This window comes from Actinoplanes sp. NPDC026670 (assembly GCF_040638175.1).
Taxonomy (GTDB): Bacteria; Actinomycetota; Actinomycetes; order Mycobacteriales; family Micromonosporaceae; genus Actinoplanes.
Map to the genome: position 1 here is coordinate 13,703 of NZ_JBEZXU010000008.1, position 18,894 is coordinate 32,596.

Sequence of the window (18,894 nt, forward strand, 5' to 3'; positions counted from 1 at the left end):
TTGAAGTGAGTTCGCCCAGGCGCTCTTAGGCAACCCTTAGAAACCGCCCCCGGGCGTCTTAGAAGATCCGGTCAGGGTTGGCGCTCATGACCGTTACCACTGAGCCCGCCGCAGTCCGGCGCCGGCTGCCCGTCACCCCCGCGTGGTGGCCGGGCGCCGGTGCGGCCGCCGCCGCGCTGAGCCTTCTGATCGTCACCGCGCTCTGGGTGGGCAACGGCGGCGTGTCCGACGTGACAGGTGGCGACGCGGTCACCGCGATCGGCCGGCTGACCGGCCTGTACGCCTCCGACCTGCTGCTGCTCCAGGTGCTGCTGATGGCCCGGATCCCGCTGGTCGAACGGGCCTTCGGCCAGGACCGGCTGGCCCGCTGGCACCGGTGGACCGGGTTCACCTCGTTCTGGCTGATGGTGCTGCACATCGTCACTGTCACCATCGGGTACGCGGCCGGCGCGAACCTGTTCACCACGCTGTGGGAGCTGGTCGTCGACTACCCGGGGATGCTGCTCGCCGCGGCCGGGACGCTCGCCCTGCTGATGGTCGTGGTCACGTCGATGCGGGCGGCCCGCAGGAAGCTGCGCTACGAGTCGTGGCACCTGCTGCACCTGTACGCGTACCTGGGCGTCGGGCTGGCGCTGCCGCACCAGATCTGGACCGGGGGCGACTTCACCGGCACGGCCTGGGCGCGGGCCTACTGGTGGACGCTGTACCTGGCCGCGGCGGGCGCCGTTCTCGCGTACCGGATAGGTCTGCCGTTGATCCGTAACCGCAGGCACCGCCTGACGGTGAGCCGTGTGGTCGCCGAGGGGCCGGGTCTGACCTCGGTCCATCTGACCGGTGAGCGGCTCGCCGAGCTGCCGGCGCGGGCCGGTCAGTTCTTCCACTGGCGGTTCCTGGACGGCCCCGGCTGGACCCGCGCGAACCCGTTCTCGCTGTCGGCGACGCCGCACGGCGACACGCTGCGGATCACCGTCAAGGACGCCGGCGACGGCAGCTCCCGGATGGCGAGCCTGAAACCGGGCACCCGGGTGCTGTTCGAAGGGCCCTACGGCAAGCTGACCGGCGAGGCCTGGGCCGGCGAGCCGATCGTGCTGATGGCCTGCGGCATCGGCATCACCCCGCTGCTGGCGCTGCTCGGCGAGCTGCCCTACCGCGACGGCGACGCGACCCTGATCTACCGTGCCCGCACCGGCGCCGACCTGGCCTTCCGCGGCGAGCTGGAGTGGTTCGCGGCGCAGCGCGGGGTGCGGGTGACGCATCTGACCGGAGCCCGGGCCCGCAGCACGTCCTGGCTGCCCGGCGCGCTGGCCGGCGCCGACGACGCCGCGGCGCTGCGGCAGATCGAACCGCGGATCGCGGCGGCCCGCGTCTACATCTGCGGCCCCGAGGAGTGGGCCGCCGCCGCGAAGGCCGCCGCGCTCGCCGCCGGCGTCCGCGCCGACCGTGTCCACACCGAACTCTTCGCCTGGTAGGGAGAATCCTCGATGCGACGAATCAGCCTGTGGGGGCTCTCCACCCTGGCCGCGCTCGTGTTCCTGTTCAGCTACCGGACCAGCACCGGCGGGACCGCCGCTGAGGTCACCGTCGCGGCGACGCCGGCCGGAGAGGGGCAGACCTTCACCGGGGCGACCGTGGGGACCCAGGAGGGCGACGTCCAGGTGGTGATCACCGTCGACGGCGGGAAGATCACCTCGGTCGCCGTGCCGGTCCACCCGACCGGCAGCCGGAAGCACGACGAGATCAGCGCCCGGGCGATCCCGGAGCTGGTCGAGGCCACCCTGGCGGCACAGAGCGCGGACATCGACTCGGTGTCCGGCGCCACCTACACCAGCGGCGGCTACCGGGAATCCCTGCAGTCGGCGATCGACGCCGCCGGGCTTTAATGGGGCCTATGCGGATCCTGGTGGTGGAGGACGACGCGGCCGTGCGTGACTCGCTGGCCCGTACGCTGCGGTTCCAGGGCTATCAGGTGGACATCGCCGGGGACGGCCTGGCCGCGCTCGACGTGGTCCGGGCCGGCGAGCCGGACGCGATGGTCCTCGACGTGAGCATGCCCCGGATGGACGGGCTGGAGACGTGCCGTCAGCTGCGCGCCGGTGGCGTGGTGGTGCCGGTGCTGATGCTGACCGCCCGGGACAGTGTCGGCGACCGGGTCGCCGGGCTCGACGCGGGCGCCGACGACTACCTGGTCAAACCCTTCGCCCTGCAGGAGTTGCTGGCCCGGATCCGGGCGCTGCTGCGCCGTTCCGCGCTCGCCCCGGCGCCGGCCGAGGAGGCTGTCGAAGAGCTTCTGACCTTCGCGGAGGTACGGATGAGCCCCGCCACCCGTGAGGTGTGGCGGGGGGAGCGCGCGCTGAAACTGACCCGTACCGAGTTCGGCATCCTGGAGGCGTTCCTGCGTCACCCGCGGCAGGTGCTGACCCGGACCGCGCTGTTCGAGCAGGTCTGGGGCTACGACTTCGGCGAGGGGTCGAACAGCCTGCACGTCTATCTCGGCTATCTTCGGCGCAAGCTGGAGGCCGAGGGCGAGGCGCGGCTGTTGCACACCGTCCGCGGTGTCGGATTCGTGCTTCGGGAGGAGCCGCTGTGAGAGCGTGGTGGCGGGCCCGTCCCCTGCACGACAGGCTGTCGTTGCTGGTCACCGGCGCGGTGGCGGCCGCGGTGCTGCTCGTCTCGGCGGGCGCGTGGGTGAGCGTCAAGGCGATCCAGCAGAACAAGATCTCCGCCGAGCTGCTGTCCGACGCCCGGACCATCGCCGAGAACCCCTGGCAGTGGCTGGAGGCGCAGGGCGCCCGCCCGGACCCGGGCGACAAGGAGATCGGCCCCTGCTGGCAGATCCTCGACCGGTCCGGGGTGGTGGTCGGCGGCAGCGCCGTCCGGCTGCCGGTCACCGGCACCGCCGTCGCCATCGCGACCGCCGGCCAGCCCGACGCGCAGGAGACGGTCACCATCGGCCCCGGCGAGTACCTGATGCTCACCGTGCCGATCGACGGCGGGGGAGCGGTCCAGGTCGGCCTCGACCCGAGCCCGGACGAGCGGGTGCTCGCCGCGTTCGCGGCCCTGCTGGCGCTCGGCTGCGCGGCCGGGATCGCCGGGGCGGCCGTCCTCGGGCGGACCGTGGCCCGGGCCGGGCTGTCCCCGGTCGACCGGCTCACCGACGCGGTCGAGGACGTCGCCGTGTCGATGGACCTGACCCGGCCGATCGAGGTGTCCGGCAACGACGAGATAGCCCGCCTGGGCCGCTCGGTGAACTCGATGCTGACCGCCATCGACGCCTCCCGGCAGGCACAGCGGGCCCTGGTCGAGGACGCCGGGCACGAGTTGCGCACCCCGCTGACCAGCATCCGGACGAACGTGGAGCTGCTGATCGCGGTGGAACGGCAGCCCGACCTGGCGTACCGGCTGCCGCCCGACGAGCGGGTGAAACTGCTCGACGACCTGGACGCCCAGGTCCGGGAGCTGGCCACGCTCACCACCGAGCTGGTCGAGCTGTCCCGGGAGGAGGGCAGCCGGGAGACCATCGAGCAGGTGGAGTACGCCGAGGTGGTGACGGCCGCGATCAACCGGGTGCGGATCCGCGCCCCCGGGCTGACCTTCGACACCGACCTCACCCCGGTGACCGTGCTGGGCCGCCCCGGCGAGCTGGAGCGGATGGTGGTGAACGTGCTGGACAACGCGGCCAAGTGGAGCCCGCCCGGCGGCACCGTCACCACCCGGCTCACCGGCGCGGTGCTGACCGTGGCCGACAACGGGCCGGGGATCGCCGACGAGGACCTGCCGCACGTCTTCGACCGCTTCTACCGGGCGACCGCGGCCCGCTCGATGCCCGGCTCCGGGCTGGGCCTGGCGATCGTCGCGCAGACCGCCACCCAGCACGGCGGCGGCGTGACGGCCGGCCCGAACGACCCGCACGGCACGGTGGTGACGGTGCGCCTGCCCGGGCGTCAGGTGCCCAGGTAGTCGATGGCGCGCAGCGCTTCGATGACGCTGGCGATGTGCTCGCGCATGGCGTCCTCGGCGGCTTTCGGGTCGCGGTCGCGGATGGCCGCGATGATCCGCTCGTGCTGCGGCAGCGACCGCTCCGGCCGGCCCGGCACCAGCGACAGCATGTACTGGTGGCGGACGATCTGGCCGCGCAGCGTCTCGACGATCCGGTCCGCGGTGCCGTGCCCGGCGATCTGCCGGACCAGGGCGTGCAGCCGCTGGTTGAGGTCGCTGTAGCGGCGGTGCTCCCCGGCGTCGACGGCCCGGCGCATCAGCACGGCGATCTCGTCGAGCTCGGTCGCCTGGTCCGGGCCGACCCGTTCGGCGGCGCGGGCCGCGATCAGGCCCTCGACCACCATCCGGACCTCGGTGATCTCCACGGCCTCGGCGGTCGACACCTTGCGGACCTGCGCGCCCCGGTTGCGCTGCATCTCGATCAGGCCCTCACCGGACAGGTCCTGAAGGGCGGCCCGCACGTTGAACCGGCTGGTGTCCAGCCGGGCGCAGAGCTGCGCCTCGACCAGCCGCTCGCCCGGCAGGTACTCACCGCGCAGGATCGCCTCGCGGAGGGTGTCGCGCACCTGTGCCGCCGTGTTCGCGGCGCGGGCCGGGCGTCGTTCGGTGTGCTCGGGCGGCATCGTTCCCCTTTCCGCTGCTCAGCTTCGGTGGAACCCACAGGATTGTCAACAATTGCCGGAGCACGTGCGGGGAGCCTATCGTTTGCACAGCCCGGCTGTCTGGTCCGGCAGCGACACGATTGTCGACAACATTCACGGGAGGGCCTCATGGCGCACGGGATCCCGGTTCAGGTGCTGCGCGGCGGGCGGTCCAGGGGCGCGTACTTCGTGGGCTCCGACCTGCCGTCCGACCCGGCCGAGCGGGACCGGCTGCTGCCCCGGCTGCTCGACTGGCCGTGCCCGCTGGCCGGCCGGGTCGCCGTGGTGGACCGCAGCGCCGACCTCGCCGGCGGTGTCGACTACCGGTTCCTGCGGGTCGGCGGCGACTCGGTGACCGAGCCCCGGCCGTGCGCCGACCTGCTGGCCGGCGTCGGCCCGTTCGCGATCGGGCGCGGTCTGGTCGCGATCACCGGCGACGTCACCGGGGTCCGGGTGCGGATGCCCGCCACCGGCGCCGTTGCCACCGTGCACGTCGCCACCCCGGGCGGCCGTCTCGCGTACGCCGGGGACACCGTGGTCAGCGGCGTGCCGGGCGCGGCGGCCCGGTTGCTCATCGAGTTCGACGGCGACGCCGTGCTGCCCACCGGCCGGGTCGCCGACGACCTCGACGGGGTGCCGGTCACGCTGCTCGACAACGGGGCGCCGGTGGCGCTGGCCGAGGCGGCGGCGCTCGGCGTCACCGGCCACGAGACCCCCACCCGGCTGGAGTACGACCAGCGGTTGCGCCATCGCGTCGACCGGCTGCGCCGCCTGGCCGGGGAGCTGATCGGATCGGTGCCGAAGGTGTGCCTGCTGGCACCGCCGGCCGGCGGCGGCAGCCTGAGCACGCGGACCTTCCTGGCCGGCCGGGTGCACACCGCGATCGGTGTCCGGGCGGCGGTCGGGGTCGGCGCGGCCGCCACGCTGCCGGGCAGTGTGGCGGCCCGGCTGCTGCGGGTCGCCGACCGGTCGGTGGTGCCGCGGGACGTGCTGCGCCTGGAGCACCCGACCGGCTTCCTCGACGTGGTGCCCGGCTCGTCCGCGGTCAGCACCGCCCGCCTGGTCCTGGATGGCCGCCTTTTTTGTTGACATCTTTGTCGACGATTCGTAACGTGCCCGTCACGCCGTCGGTGACAGGGGGTTCTGAGATGCCGGAGTCAGTCGCGGCCCATCTGGTCCTGCGGGGACAGGTGCTCGACAGTGATCCCGGTTTCGGTGAACGTCCTGGTCACGTGCCCGGAGGTGTAGACCCAGAGGATCCGCAGCGGCCCGTCGCCGACATTGCGGAACAGGTGCGGGACCGGCGACGGGATGTACGTGGTGTCGTGCCGGCCCAGCCGGGTCACCGTCCCCTCGACCAGCACCTCGGCCTCGCCGTCGAGGACCGTCACGTGCTCGTCGCAGTTGTGCGAGTGCATCGGCGCCCCGGTCCCGGCCGGGTAGACGCTGATCCCGCTGGTGATCCGGTTCTCGCCGCCGGCCGCGGTCGTGGTGATCAACGGAGTGGTGACGATCGCGCCGCCACGGTCCAGGACGGGCACCAGCGAGGCCTTGATGATCACGGTCATGGCCGGAGCGTAGGCCGCCGCGGGCCACGCGAGATGCAGCCTTACCTTGCGCTTCCAGCCGTGTGAAGCCTTACCACCCCGGCGTTACGTTCTGGCGAAACATCCACCCCGAGTGCTCGGGATCACAAGCTAGAGGCTGGTCAGCGATGAGACTTCCCGTGATCGATCCGGACGAGATGACCCCGCGTCAACGGGAGGTCGCCGACCGGATCGCCGGCCGCCGGGGCGCCGTCCGCGGCCCGTTCCGAGTGTGGCTGAACAGCCCCGAGCTGTGCGACCGGGTCGAGGCGCTCGGCGCGTTCCTGCGGTTCGACTCCAGCCTGCCGCTGCGCCTGCGGGAGCTGTCGCTGCTGATCGCCGCCCGCCACTTCGACGCCCAGTACTCGTGGAACGCGCACTGGGAGAAGGCGGTGTCCGAGGGCATCCCGGCCGAAGCGGTCCGGGCCATCGCCGAGCGCCGCCTGCCGCTGTTCGACCGCGCCGAGGACGACACCTTCTACCGGTTCTGCGTCGAGCTGCTGGAGAACCACTTCGTCTCCGCGGAGACGTTCGCCGAGGCGAAGAAACACTTCGGGGCGCAGGGCCTGGTCGACACGGTCGGCTCGCTCGGCAACTTCAGCATGCTGGCGCTCTGCCTCAACGCCTTCGAGGTGGACCTCCAGGCCGACCGGGAGCCGCCGTTCCCGGACATCCGCGGATACGCCCGGGTCCGGGCATGACGGTCCTCGCCGTACGCGGCGTCACCAAGAGCTTCGGTGGCGCCAGGGCACTGGAGAACGTCTCGGTGGAGTTCCACGCCGGCGAGGTGCACGCCCTGATGGGCATGAACGGAGCGGGCAAGTCCACCCTGGTGCAGATCCTCTCCGGCACGCTCGTCCCGGACGGTGGGCAGCTGGAGATCGACGGCCACGCGCTGCACCACCTGACCCCGCGCCGCGCCCGCCGGGCCGGTATCAGCACCGTTCCGCAGCGCCGTGAGCTGGTGATGAGCCTGACCGTCGCGGAGAACATCATGCTCGGCGACCTGCCCGCCCGCCGTTCCGTGGTCCGCTGGCGGGCGGTCCGGGAGACCGCCCAGCAGGCGCTCGACGACCTGGGCATCGTCATCGACGCGGGCGCCGTGGCCGGTGACCTGACGGTGGCCGAGCAGACCATGGTCGAGGTGGCCCGCGAGGTCCGCCGGGGCGGCCGGGTGCTGATCCTGGACGAGCCGACCGCCTGTCTCGGGCCGGAGGCCGCCGCCCAGATCCGCGGGCTGGTCCGCCGGCTGCGTGACACCGGCGTCGCGATCGTCTTCATCTCGCACCACATCTCCGAGGTGCTGCACCTCGCCGACCGGATCACCGTGCTCCGCGACGGGCGGGTCACCTGGGCCGGGCCGGCCGCGCACACCGACGAGAAGGGACTGGTCCGGGACATGGTCGGCCGCGACGTCGTGTCGCAGCGCCCGATCCGCCCGGCCCGCTCGCCGGACGTCGGGATCAGCATCCGGCAGCTGTCCGACGGGCGTTTCCTGGACCGGTTCGACATCGACGTACGCCGTGGTGAGATCGTCGCCGTCCTCGGCCCGGCCGGTGACGCCCAGTCCCGGCTCTTCGACCTGCTCTCCGGCCGCCGCCGGCCGGACGGCGGCACGGTGACGGTCGGCGGCCGCCCGGTGCGGCCTGGCCGGATCGGGCATTCGCTGGCCAGCGGCCTGCGCTGTGTGACAGGCGACCGCCGCCGGCTCGGCCTGATCCCCGGGCTGAGCATCGACGAGAACGTGATGCTCGCCCAGGACCGCCTGGACGGCCGCCGGATGCACCGCTGGGGGCTGCTCGCCCGCCGGGCCGCCCCGCTGCGCGACGGCTACCGGGTCGTCTCGCTGGTCCGTAACCCGCCGGTCGAGCAGCTGTCCGGCGGCAACCAGCAGAAGGTGCTGCTGGCCAAGTGGCTCGGCACCGAACCGTCGGCGGTGCTGCTGGAGGACCCGACCAACGGCGTGGACGTGGCCGCGATGGCCGAGATCCACAGCCTCGTCGACGAGCTGGCCGGCCGCGGCGTCGCCGTGCTGCTGGCGTCCTCGTCCGCCGAGGAGGTGATGCGCCTGGCCGACCGGATCGTCGTGGTACGCGACGGCCGCCGCCTCACCGAATACCAGGCCGACCGGATCACCCGCGACGAGCTGATCGCGGCCACCCTAGGAGGAGCGCTGTGACCACCCAGCAGACTCTGGTGAAGCCCAACGTTGCGCGCCTGCGGTCGATCCCGCACGCCGGGCTCCTCGCGGTGCTCATCGCGATCATCGTCTTCGCCAGCGTGCGGACCGACGCGTTCCTCAACCCGAACAACCTGATCAACGTGGCCCGGCAGGTCAGCGTGGTCGCGGTGATCGCGGCCGGGCTCACCCTGCTGATGGTGGCCGGCGGCATGGACTTCTCGATGGGCGGCAACGTCGCGGTCACCACCGCCGTCGCGGCCCAGATGATCGCGCACGGCTGGTCGGTCGCCGCCACCCTGGCCGTCGCGATCACCCTGTCCGTCCTGGTCGGACTGGTCAACGGCGTGGTGGTGACGTTCACGAAGGTCGCCCCGTTCGTCGCCACGCTGGCCACCGCCACCCTGCTCGACGGGGTCGCCCTGCTCGTCATCGACGGCATGAGCATCTCGATCGACGACCACCTGTCCGGGCTCGGCAACGGCAAGACCCTCGGCCTGCCGAACCTGGTCTACGTCGCGGTCACGGTCCTCGCCCTGACCGCGTTCACGATGCGGTACACCACGTTCGGCCGGGACGCCTTCGCGATCGGCGGCAACGAGGACGTGGCCCGGCTCAGTGGCATCGACGTGGTCCGCGACAAGCTCGTCCTCTACGGCCTGGCCGGGGCGCTCTCCGGTCTGGCCGGCATCATGCTGCTCTCCCGCCTGGCCGCCAGCAGTCCCGGCACCGGCGGGCTCCAGCTCCAGCTCACCGCGGTCGCCGCGGTCGTCATCGGCGGCACCTCACTGGCCGGTGGCAAGGGCACCATCGGCGGCACCGTCCTCGGCGTGCTGCTGCTCGGCGTGGTCGCCAACGTGCTCAACCTGCTCCAGATCTCCTCCTACTACCAGCAGATCTCGGTCGGCGCCGTCCTCCTCGTCGCCGCCATAGCGAACATCCTCCAGAGCCTCGGAAGGCGATGAAACCATGACCTCATCCCTGCGTGTTCTCGGTTCCCTTCTCGCTGCCACCCTCTGCGCCGCCTCGCTGAGCGCCTGCTCCGGCGAGACGGCCGACGCGTCCGGCGGCGACAGCCGGACCCTCGGTTTCGTCAACGGCGGCACCACCGAATTCCACACCTGCCTCCAGCGTGCCGTCGAGGCCGAGGCCAAGACGGCCGGCGCGACGGTGATCGCGGCCAACTCCAAGCAGGACCCCGGCACCGAACTGTCCAACATCGAGGACATGATCTCCCGCAGCGTCGACGCGCTGATCGTGCAGACCGTCAACGTCGACGCCCTGAAGAACGACATCACCAAGGCCAAAGGTGCCGGCATCCCGATCTTCCTGACCTCGGTGATCACCAGCGACACCTCGGACATCCTCGGCGCGGTGGTCGTCGACCTGGTCGGGGTCGGCAAGCTCGACGCCGGGTTCGTCGCCCAGGACGCGGCGGGCGCCCCGGTCGAGGCCGGAGTCATCGCCGGCGCTCCCGGCGCCGCCTCGGACAAGCTGGTCAAGGGCTTCACCGAGGCGCTGCCGGCCACCGTCACGGTGGTCGCCAACCAGCCCGGCATGTTCAACCGGGCCAAGGCCCAGGACGTCGCCGAGAACATGATCCAGGCCCACCCGAACCTCAAGTACGCGTTCGTCGCCAACGAGGACATGGCGTTCGGCGCGCTGCAGGCGTTCCAGGCAGCCGGCAAGAACGTCAAGATCGTCACGGTGAACGGCACCGACGACGGCCTGGCCGCGGTGAAGGACGGCCGGTTCGCGGCCACCGTGGCCAACTCGGCGACGGTCACCGGCCAGCTCGCGGTCCGCAACACCATCTCCCTGCTCGACAAGAAGTCGAACGAGAAGATCGCGAACACGCCGATCAAGCTGATCACCAAGGACAACCTGGGCGAGGCCCCGCAGTACTGCCTCGAAGGCTGAGTTCCCCTCTCTCTGTTCGTGGAGGATCCGATGGATCGCATTCTGGTCATGCGCAGCTTCGTGACGGTCGCCAAGGTCGGCAGCTTCAGCGGCGCCGCCAAGCAGCTCGGCACGTCCGGCTCGCTGATCTCCCGGCACGTCGCCGACCTGGAGAAACAGCTCGGCGTACACCTGGTCAACCGCACCGCGCGGTCGGTCAGCCTCACCGAGCCGGGGCTGCGTTACAGCGAGTTCGCCCAGCGGATCCTCGACGAGATCGACTCGGAGGACGCCCGGATCGCGGAGCTGCACGACCGCCCCGAGGGTCCCCTGTCGATCATCTGCCCAAAGTGGATCGGCGGCCTGGATCTCGGCGACGCCATCGCCGCGTTCTCGGTCGCCCATCCGAAGATCGCCGTCCGGTTCGAGCTCGGCGGCATGTCCGACCGCACCTACGACTTCCTCGACTCCGGGTTCGACGTCGCCTTCCACACCCGCGACCTGCGCGACTCCAGCGTGCGGCTGAAACGGATCGCATCGCTGCCGTTCGTGCTCTGCGCCTCGGACTCCTACCTCACCCGGCACGGGCTGCTCACCGATCCCAACGACCTCAGCAACCACGACTGCCTGGTGCACGTCAACGACCCGGTGTGGCGGATCGGGCACGGCCACTCCAGCACCCTGCACAAGATCCGCAACATCGCGTTCCAGTCGAACTCGTACATCGCCCTGCACAAGGCCGCGGTGCACGGGCGGGGGATCGCGCTGCTGCCCAGCCGGTCGGCGTACGACGACCTGGTCGACGGCCGGCTGCGGGTGCTGCTGCCGGAGCTGCCGGTGCCGAGCCGGTCGCTCTACGCCATCTACGGGCCGGCCGCGCAGGCCCCGCGCAAGGTCGAGGTGTTCCTCGCGTACCTCACGAAATGGTTCGCCGAGAATCCCCTGCCGGTCTTCGACGAATCGATGCGATCCGTGCAATGAAGGGTTGCGGAATCACCCGGTCTTAACCCCCGAAATCGCTCCTAGGCTGACCATCAGAAGAGCAGAAAGGCAGGCCGCGGTGGGAATCCAGCGCATCGAGTCGGTGACGTACACCGTCGACGACCTCGACACGAACGTTCGTTTCTTCACGGATTTCGGCCTGTCGCCGGTGAGCGTCGACGACACCCGGGCGGTCTTCCGGACCCGGATCGAGCAGACCCTGATCCTGGACGCCGGCGAGCGCCCCGACCTGCCGCCGCCGGTGGAGAGCGGGCCCACGCTGCGGGAGATCGTCTGGGGCGTGGACACCCCGGCCGAACTGGACCGGCTGGCCGAGAAGGCCGGGGCGGCCGGGGACGAGGTCCGGCGCACCGTCGACCGGACCGGCTTCGGCGTCGGGCTCGCCCTGGTGGGGAAGACCGGGCCGGAGCACGACCCACCCCGCAGGTCCAACAAATCCGGGCATGTCACCCGGGTCAACCAGGCCTTGGAGAGCGTCGGCCAGGTGCGCCCAATCCGGATGTGCCACGTCGCCCTCAACATCCCCAAGGAGGGCCGGGAGGAGGCGGTGGCGTTCTACACCGACCTCCTGGAGTTCATCCCGACCGACGTGGTCAAGCCGATGGGCACGTTCATGCGTGTCGAGGGCGACGCCGACCAGCACAACTTCCTGCTCTGCCACCGGCCCGACAAAGCCGGCGTCAACCACGTGTCGTACGAGGTCAACGGCTTCGACGACGTCATCGAGGGCGGCAACCACATGATCGAGCGGGGCTGGCAGGAGGCCCGGAAGCTGGGCCGGCACACGGTCGGCTCGAACGTCTTCCGGTTCGTGCACGCGCCCTGCGGCGGACGGGTCGAACTGGCCGCCGACATGGACCGGATCGACAGCTCCTACGGCACCCGGGTGCACGAGACCACCCCACCGCACCACATCTGGACACTGCGCACCAACCGCGATCGGGGCGAATGATGGACCTGGCGTTGCACATCGACGGTGAATGGATCACCGACCGGGACACCCTCCCGGTGATCAACCCGGCGACCGAGGAGGTCGTCGCCCACCTGCCGCTGGCCACCCCGGCCGACCTGGACCGGGCCGTCGCCGCCGCGGCGCGCGCCTCCCACACGTGGCGCGGCACCCCGATCGCCGACCGCACCCGGATCCTGCTGAAAGCCGCCGACCTGCTGGTGTCACGGGCCGACCGGGTCGCCCGGGCGATGACCCTGGAACAGGGCAAACCCCTGGCCGAGGCACGGGGCGAGGTTCTCCGGGTGGCGGGCGCGCTGCGATGGGACGCCGAGGACGCACGACGGGCGTACGGCCGGATCATCCCGTCCGCAGCCGACACCGTCCTGTCGGTGCGGCACGAGCCGGTCGGCCCGGTCGCCGCGTTCACCCCGTGGAACTTCCCGGCCGGCTCCCCGATGCGCAAACTCGCCGGCGCCCTGTCGGCCGGCTGCTCGATCGTCATCAAGGCCTCCGAGGAGACCCCGGGCACGGCGGTCGAGATCGTCCGCTGCTTCGCCGAGGCCGGACTGCCGGCCGGGGCGGTCAACCTGGTCTTCGGCGACCCGGCGAGCGTGTCCCGGCAGCTGATCGCCGCGCCGCAGATCCGGATGGTCGCGTTCACCGGCTCGATCCCGGTCGGCAAGCTGCTCGCCGGGCAGGCCGGCAACCGGATGAAGCCGTGCCTGATGGAACTGGGCGGGCACGCGCCGGTGATCGTCTGCGCGGACGCCGACCCGGTGCAGGCCGCGCGCAAGGCCGCGGCCGCCAAGTTCGCCAACGCCGGCCAGGTCTGCACCTCACCGAGCCGTTTCCTGGTGCACGAATCGCTCTGGGCGCCGTTCCTCGCCGAGTTCACCGCGGCCGCCGAACGGGTGGTCGTCGGCAACGGCCTGGCGACCGGCACCACGATGGGGCCGCTGGCCAACGCGCGCCGGCTCGAGGCGATGACCGAGCTGGTCGACGACGCGGTCGAGCACGGGGCGAAACTTGTCCTCGGTGGCGAACGGCTGGACCGGCCGGGCTACTTCTTCCCGCCGACCGTGCTGACCGACGTCCCCGAGCACGCCCGGGTCATGCGGGAGGAGCCGTTCGGGCCGATCGCCCCGATCGTCGCGTTCACCGACCTGGACGACGCGCTGCGGATCGCCAACTCATTGCCCTACGGGCTGGCCGCGTACGGCTTCACCCGCTCGTCCAAGACAGCGGAGAAGCTGATCACCGGCTTCGAGGCGGGCATCCTGTCGATCAACCACTGTGGCGGGTCGGTGCACGAGGCGCCGTCCGGCGGGGTCAAGCAGAGCGGCTGGGGCCGGGAGGGCGGCCCGGAAGGCGTCGAGGCCTACCTGATCACCAAGCGCGTCTCGCACCTGCTGGCCGACTGATGCGTTACGCCCGCATCCGGCTCGACGGCCGGCCCGTGCACGCGCAGATCGACGGCGAGGTCGCCCACGTGCTGGACGGCTCGCCGATCGACGGGGAGCCACGGCGCGCCGGGGTGGCCGTACCCCTCCAGGAAGTTGATTTTCTGCCGCCGGTGATGCCCGGGGTGTTCTATGCCGTCGGGCTCAACTATCGCCGCCACATCGAGCACTACGGCGGTGTCGTACCGGATCGTCCGGAAGTGGGCTACCGCGCGAACAACGCGCTGACCGGCCATAACCTGCCTGTTGTACGGCTAGCCGGTGTTCAGGGACGTTTCGAGGCCGAAGGCGAGCTCGTCGCGGTGATCGGCCGGACGCTGCGGCACGCCACCCGCACCGAGGCCCAGGAGTCGATCTTCGGCTGGACCATCGGCAACGACGTGTCCGCGCGCGAATGGCAGCACAGCGACCGCACCTTCTGGCGCAGCAAGAACAGCGACACCTTCAAACCGATGGGCCCGTGGATCGAGACCGGCGTCGACCCGCTCGCGCAGACCACCACGGTCCGTATCGACGGCGTGGTGAAAGCGGAATTCGCCACCGGCGACATGGTCTTCGACCCGTTCGACTACATAGCCGAGATCACGAAATACATCACCATGCACCCCGGCGACGTGCTCTGGATGGGCGCCGACAGCACCGTCCAGCTCGAACCCGGTTCCACCGTGGACATCGAGATCACCGGAATCGGCACGCTGTCCAACCCCGTCGTCGACGAGAAAGGCACCCCTCATGTCGAGTAACGCCCCCAAGTACATCCACCACGTGAACTTCCCGACCACCGATCCGGAACGCACCAAGGAGTGGTATTCCAAGGTGTTCGGGCTGAAGGCGATCACGCCGAAGAGCAACACCCGGGTCGTGCTGATGACCCGCGGCAATTTCGATCTGCATTTCACGCCGGTCGAGGAGATGGACCGGATGGCGCCCTACCACTTCGCGATCGAGGTGGAGGACTGGGACGGATTCCTGGAGCACCTGAAAGCGCTCGGCATCCGCCACACCAGGCCGATCGAGCGGCCGGAGAACCAGTCGAAGTTCTGCTACATCCACGACCCCGACCACACCATGATCGAGCTCGTCTACCACGGAAAGCGGCCCGCCTGATGCCTTTCGCCACTGCTCCGGACGGGGCGAGAATCTACTACGAACGGCACGGCGACGGCCCGGCGATCCTGTTCGTGCACGGCTCCGGCGGGCACCATGCCGCCTGGTGGCAGCAGGTCGCCGCGCTACGCGACAGGTTCACCGTCGTCACCGTCGACCTGCGCGGCTTCGGCAAGTCCGACTCGTCGATGCCCGAGTTCGACGGCCAGGACTTCCCCGGCGACCTGATCGCCGTCCTCGACGCCGAGGACCTGCGGGACGTCCTGCTGGTCGGCCAGTCGATCGGCGCGGTCGCGGCCCTGAAAGCGGCCCTCAAGCGCCCGGACCGGGTCCGCGGTGTCGCGCTCGGCCACTCGCTCGGCGGCCTGTCCCACCCGGAGCTCACCAGGCTGGTCGACGCGGACCGGGCCGAGGCGGTCCGACTGCCCGTCCTGGACCGGCTGCTCAGCAAGCGGTTCCAGGCGGAGGAGCCGGCGAAGACGTTCCTCTTCCAGCAGATGGGCACGTTCAACGTGGCCAAGATGGCCGACCTGCGCAATCTCTCGGTCGACGGGCCGGCCATCGACGATATCGTCGCCTCCGGCGTCGCCGTGACGTTCCTGGCCGGCGAGACCGACGCGGTGCTCAGCGTCGCCACCGTCCGCCGCGCCCACGAGTTGGTCAAGGGCTCCCACCTGGTGGTCGTGCCGGGCGCGCCGCACTCGATGTACTGGGAGTCGCCCGACCTCTACAACGCGGCCGTGGCGGCCATCCGGGAGTCGCTGTGAAACTCACCCTCGCCGAGGCCGAGACCATCCTCGCCCTCGTCCTCAACCGCGGCGACCACCTCGGCAAGGCGCTCAGCGTCGCGATCGTCGACGCCGGCGGACACCTGATCACGGTGAAACGGTCCGACGGCGCCCGCGCGCTCACCCCGAGCATCGCGATCGCCAAGGCCTACAGCGCCGCGATCATGGAACGGCCGACCAACATGCTGTACGACTGGGCGAACAGCAATCCCGGCTTCTTCGCGCAGCTCAGCCAGATGGCCGCGCACCCGATAGTGGCCACCGAGGGCGGCGTCACGATCAAACGCGACGGTGAGATCCTCGGCGGCCTCGGCGTCTCCGGCGGCACCCCGGCCGAGGACCAGCAGGCCTGCGAGGACGTCCTGAAGGAGTTGGGCTACGAGCTGGTCTTCGCGGCTTGGGGGAAGAACCGTGGCTGACACCTTCAAGTTCCGCATCGACCACCACGGCAGCCTGGTCCGGCCGCCCGAGCTGCTGCCGTCGGCGAGCCGCGAGGTCCAGGACGCCGCCATCGCCGAAGCGGTCCGCAGACAGCGCCGGCTCAGCCTCACCGTGGTCACCGACGGGCACTTCCGGCGGGCCGACCTGCACAGCGCGGTGCTCGACGTGGTGCACGGCCTCGACGACGGCGTGCTGAAAGCGGACCGGTCGCTGGTCGCCGACGACACCGCCGCCATCGCGGCGCAGACCCAGGTGCCGGCCAAGGCCACCCTGCCGTCACCGGCGTGGATCGCGGCGCGGACCTTCCGGCCCGGCGGCCCGTGGGCCAGCGCCCGCGAACTCGGCGAAGCCCTCGCCCTGCTCATCCGGGACGAGATCGAGGCGGTCATCTCCCGCGGCGTCCGGCTCATTCAAATCGACAATCATGGGTACGGCGAAGGCCTCTACAGTTCAGCCGGCCTCTCCTTCACCGACGCCGTGGCGGTCGACACGCTCGCCGTTTCGGTCGCCGACAAGCCCTTCGACGTCCGGATCGGCCTGTGCCCGCTGACCCGGGTCGGGGCGGACTTCGACGCCGAACGCCTGTTCACCTCGATTCCGGTGGACCGGTGGATCCTGCCCTACGACACCGGCGCGCCGGCCGAGACGGAGCTGCTCCGGGCCGTCCCCACCGACCGGGACGTCTGCCTCGGCATCGTCGACCCGCGGGTGCCGCAGCTGGAGGACGTGGACACGGTGATGGACCGGATGGACGCCGTCGCCGCGATCCGTGACCTGGAGGATGTGGCGATCAGCCCGAGCAGCGGTTTCGCCGACGTGGCGGCCCGCCCGCTGCTGGGCGTCGAGGATCAGTGGCGAAAGCTCATCCACGTGGAGACGTTCGCGCGGATGTGCTGGGGCAACGAGCTCTGACCCCGCGTGCCGGCCTGTGGCGCGGATCGGACCGCACGTCGGCACGCGGTTTCAGAGCGGCGCCGCGAACGTCACCCGGCGCTCCAGCAGGCGCGGGCGGACCACACCGAGGATGAGCTCGGCGAAGTGGTCGCTCGCGGCGTGCGCCTCGAAACCGGCCCGGTCGGCGTACACCTCGTAGAGGACGAACCCGTCCGGGTCCTCGGCGTCGGCGTGCACCACGTATTCCAGGTTCGCCGGCTCGGCCCGGGTGTGCTCGCGCATCAGCAGCAGCGACCTACGGACCAGTTCGGTGTCCTCCGGCGCGCACCGGTAGTGGGCGATGACGGCGTAGGCCATGACGTTTCCTTTCACGATTGACGAGCCCCGGGGACCGGGCCAGCGCATTCCACCAGGGAAATGGCCACGCCGGGCGCAACCAATGCTTCCCCCGGAACGCCTGGTGGCCCCTTTTCCGCGTTCCTAGCATTCGGCTGACCTTGAGTGAGGAGCAGCAATGTCCCTTCCGACCATGGAGACCCTGGCCGGCGGCCGCTGGATCGGCGGCGGCGACTGGATCGACGTCTTCGACCCGGCCGACGTGCGGGAGCCGTACCTCCGGGTGCCCGCCCTGACCGCCGGGCAGGTCACCGCGATCTACGCGGGCGCCGAGGCGGGTTTCGCCGTCTGGCGGGCGATGCCGGCGATCACCAGGTCGGCGATCCTGGCGAAGGCGTCGGCGCTGCTGCGGATCCGCAACGCGGAGATCGCCGGCGCGATCGTCCGGGAGAACGGCAAGTCCCCGGCCGAGGCCCGGGTCGAGGCGGAGAAGGCCGCCGACTTCTTCGAGTACTACGCGGGCGTCGGCCGGCAGGAGTACGGCTCGCTGATCCACGACGTGCGCCCCGACACCCGCACCGGCTACCAGCGCGAACCGCTGGGGGTGGTGCTGGCCGTCACCCCGTGGAACGACCCGCTGATCACCCCGGCCCGCAAGCTCGCCCCGGCCCTGGCGGCGGGCAACGCGGTCGTCCTGAAACCGGCGTCCGAGACCCCCACGTCGGCGCTGCACCTGGCCCGGGCCCTGCACGACGCGGGGGTGCCCGCCGGTGTGGTGAACGTCGTCACCGGCCGTACCGCCGAGATCTCCGACGCTCTTCTCAACGACCCGCGGATCGCCGCGGTGAGTTTCACCGGCGGCAACGAGGTCGGCGAGGCCCTGCGGGTGCGGCTCGCCGCCCGGGGCGTGCGTTTCCAGTCGGAGCTCGGTGGCAAGAACGCGTCGGTGGTGCTGGCCGGCGCGAACCTGCCGAAGGCCGCGGCCGCCGTCGTCGCCGCCGCGTTCGGCCAGGCCGGGCAGCGCTGCACGGCGACCAGCCGGCTGCTCGTCGACCGGGCCGTCCACGACGGGTTCCTGCCGCTGCTGCTGGCCGAGGTCCGGAAACTGCGGCTCGGTCCGCTGGTCAGCCGCGCCCAGCAGCGAAGTGTCGTCGCCCACATCGACCTGGCCGTGAAGCAGGGCGCAGTGGTCGAGCTCGGCGGCGGCGAGGTGCCCGGCCCCGGCTGCCACGTCGAGCCGACCGTCCTGACCGGTGTCACCGCGGACATGGACGTGTGGCGCGAGGAGGTGTTCGGCCCGGTCCTCGCAGTGCGCGTGGTCGACGGCCTGGACGAGGCGATCACCGCGGTCAACGACACCCGGTACGGCCTGGCCGCCGCCGTCTTCACCGACAGCCTGGCCGCCGCGCACCGGTTCCTCGCCGAGGTCGACTGCGGCCAGATCGCCGTCAACACGACGACGTCCGGATGGGACGTGCACCAGCCGTTCGGGGGGTTCCGGGACTCCGGGTCCCCCTTCAAGGAGCAGGGGCCGGAGGCGATGCGGTTCTATACCAAGGTCAAGACCTTCGCCATCCACTTCGGGAGTTGAGATGGCCGCATCAGAGAGGCAG

General features: G+C 71.1%; 21 protein-coding genes. 18 read left to right on the plus strand and 3 right to left on the minus strand.

Features of this window, described 5'->3' with window-relative positions:
- Positions 1-86: 86 nt before the first annotated feature.
- Genes AB0E94_RS10080 through AB0E94_RS10095 form a run of 4 tightly spaced genes read left to right on the plus strand, consistent with a single transcriptional unit; the run spans position 87 to position 3,957 of the window.
- Positions 87-1,469 (plus strand): ferric reductase-like transmembrane domain-containing protein, encoded by a 1,383-nt coding sequence (locus tag AB0E94_RS10080; protein WP_360324604.1) that lies wholly within the window; start codon positions 87-89, stop codon positions 1,467-1,469.
- 12 nt (positions 1,470-1,481) lie between these two features.
- Entirely contained in the window at positions 1,482-1,880 is a 399-nt protein-coding gene (locus AB0E94_RS10085) for an FMN-binding protein (RefSeq protein WP_360324606.1), read from the plus strand.
- 8 nt (positions 1,881-1,888) lie between these two features.
- Positions 1,889-2,587 (plus strand): response regulator transcription factor, encoded by a 699-nt coding sequence (locus tag AB0E94_RS10090; protein WP_360324609.1) that lies wholly within the window; start codon positions 1,889-1,891, stop codon positions 2,585-2,587.
- Positions 2,584-3,957, plus strand: coding sequence for a HAMP domain-containing sensor histidine kinase (locus AB0E94_RS10095; protein ID WP_360324611.1), 1,374 nt, complete (start codon positions 2,584-2,586; stop codon positions 3,955-3,957). Before AB0E94_RS10090 ends, AB0E94_RS10095 begins: the two co-directional genes overlap by 4 nt.
- Here the strand turns inward: AB0E94_RS10095 and AB0E94_RS10100 are convergent.
- Positions 3,942-4,619 carry a GntR family transcriptional regulator gene (locus tag AB0E94_RS10100; RefSeq protein WP_360324614.1) on the minus strand — a complete coding sequence of 226 codons (678 nt, stop codon included), beginning with the start codon at positions 4,617-4,619 and terminating at the stop codon, positions 3,942-3,944. The two genes, AB0E94_RS10095 and AB0E94_RS10100, sit on opposite strands and share 16 nt — an antisense overlap.
- Positions 4,620-4,766: 147 nt before the next feature.
- Here AB0E94_RS10100 and AB0E94_RS10105 point away from each other — a divergent pair, with 147 nt between their 5' ends.
- On the plus strand, positions 4,767-5,726 hold the full coding sequence (locus tag AB0E94_RS10105) for a PrpF domain-containing protein (RefSeq protein ID WP_360324616.1): 960 nt from the start codon (positions 4,767-4,769) through the stop codon (positions 5,724-5,726).
- 68 nt (positions 5,727-5,794) lie between these two features.
- On the opposite strand, the gene AB0E94_RS10110 is transcribed toward AB0E94_RS10105, so the two are convergent.
- Positions 5,795-6,205 carry a cupin domain-containing protein gene (locus AB0E94_RS10110; RefSeq protein ID WP_360324618.1) on the minus strand — a complete coding sequence of 137 codons (411 nt, stop codon included), beginning with the start codon at positions 6,203-6,205 and terminating at the stop codon, positions 5,795-5,797.
- 146 nt (positions 6,206-6,351) lie between these two features.
- Here AB0E94_RS10110 and AB0E94_RS10115 point away from each other — a divergent pair, with 146 nt between their 5' ends.
- The 12 genes from AB0E94_RS10115 (at position 6,352) to AB0E94_RS10170 (ending at position 16,963) form a co-directional block, all read left to right on the plus strand.
- Positions 6,352-6,924 carry a carboxymuconolactone decarboxylase family protein gene (locus tag AB0E94_RS10115; protein ID WP_360324620.1) on the plus strand — a complete coding sequence of 191 codons (573 nt, stop codon included), beginning with the start codon at positions 6,352-6,354 and terminating at the stop codon, positions 6,922-6,924.
- Positions 6,921-8,402, plus strand: coding sequence for a sugar ABC transporter ATP-binding protein (locus tag AB0E94_RS10120; RefSeq protein ID WP_360324622.1), 1,482 nt, complete (start codon positions 6,921-6,923; stop codon positions 8,400-8,402). The genes AB0E94_RS10115 and AB0E94_RS10120 overlap by 4 nt, the downstream gene beginning before the upstream one ends.
- Positions 8,399-9,367, plus strand: a complete 969-nt coding sequence (locus AB0E94_RS10125) for an ABC transporter permease (RefSeq protein WP_360324624.1) — start codon at positions 8,399-8,401, stop codon at positions 9,365-9,367. Before AB0E94_RS10120 ends, AB0E94_RS10125 begins: the two co-directional genes overlap by 4 nt.
- A 4-nt stretch (positions 9,368-9,371) precedes the next feature.
- Positions 9,372-10,322, plus strand: a complete 951-nt coding sequence (locus AB0E94_RS10130) for a sugar ABC transporter substrate-binding protein (RefSeq protein ID WP_360324627.1) — start codon at positions 9,372-9,374, stop codon at positions 10,320-10,322.
- 30 nt (positions 10,323-10,352) lie between these two features.
- Positions 10,353-11,282, plus strand: a complete 930-nt coding sequence (locus AB0E94_RS10135; RefSeq protein ID WP_360324630.1) for a LysR family transcriptional regulator — start codon at positions 10,353-10,355, stop codon at positions 11,280-11,282.
- A gap of 79 nt (positions 11,283-11,361) precedes the next feature.
- On the plus strand, positions 11,362-12,255 hold the full coding sequence (locus AB0E94_RS10140; RefSeq protein ID WP_360324632.1) for a VOC family protein: 894 nt from the start codon (positions 11,362-11,364) through the stop codon (positions 12,253-12,255).
- Positions 12,255-13,676: an NAD-dependent succinate-semialdehyde dehydrogenase gene (locus AB0E94_RS10145; protein ID WP_360324635.1), complete on the plus strand. Its 1,422-nt coding sequence runs from the start codon at positions 12,255-12,257 to the stop codon at positions 13,674-13,676. Before AB0E94_RS10140 ends, AB0E94_RS10145 begins: the two co-directional genes overlap by 1 nt.
- Positions 13,676-14,458 carry a fumarylacetoacetate hydrolase family protein gene (locus AB0E94_RS10150; protein WP_360324637.1) on the plus strand — a complete coding sequence of 261 codons (783 nt, stop codon included), beginning with the start codon at positions 13,676-13,678 and terminating at the stop codon, positions 14,456-14,458. The genes AB0E94_RS10145 and AB0E94_RS10150 overlap by 1 nt, the downstream gene beginning before the upstream one ends.
- Positions 14,448-14,822 (plus strand): VOC family protein, encoded by a 375-nt coding sequence (locus tag AB0E94_RS10155; RefSeq protein WP_360324640.1) that lies wholly within the window; start codon positions 14,448-14,450, stop codon positions 14,820-14,822. Before AB0E94_RS10150 ends, AB0E94_RS10155 begins: the two co-directional genes overlap by 11 nt.
- Entirely contained in the window at positions 14,822-15,589 is a 768-nt protein-coding gene (locus AB0E94_RS10160; protein WP_360324642.1) for an alpha/beta hydrolase, read from the plus strand. Before AB0E94_RS10155 ends, AB0E94_RS10160 begins: the two co-directional genes overlap by 1 nt.
- A complete protein-coding gene (locus AB0E94_RS10165; protein WP_360324645.1) occupies positions 15,586-16,029 on the plus strand; it encodes a heme-binding protein in 444 nt (147 codons plus the stop codon). Before AB0E94_RS10160 ends, AB0E94_RS10165 begins: the two co-directional genes overlap by 4 nt.
- Entirely contained in the window at positions 16,022-16,963 is a 942-nt protein-coding gene (locus AB0E94_RS10170; RefSeq protein ID WP_360324647.1) for a hypothetical protein, read from the plus strand. The genes AB0E94_RS10165 and AB0E94_RS10170 overlap by 8 nt, the downstream gene beginning before the upstream one ends.
- Positions 16,964-17,014: 51 nt before the next feature.
- On the opposite strand, the gene AB0E94_RS10175 is transcribed toward AB0E94_RS10170, so the two are convergent.
- The gene (locus AB0E94_RS10175) at positions 17,015-17,302 is read right to left on the minus strand and encodes a putative quinol monooxygenase (protein ID WP_360324650.1); all 288 of its coding nucleotides are present in this window, start codon (positions 17,300-17,302) and stop codon (positions 17,015-17,017) included.
- A gap of 157 nt (positions 17,303-17,459) precedes the next feature.
- Between AB0E94_RS10175 and AB0E94_RS10180 the strand changes: the two genes are divergently transcribed.
- Entirely contained in the window at positions 17,460-18,872 is a 1,413-nt protein-coding gene (locus AB0E94_RS10180) for an aldehyde dehydrogenase family protein (RefSeq protein ID WP_360324652.1), read from the plus strand.
- Positions 18,873-18,894 lie beyond the last annotated feature (22 nt).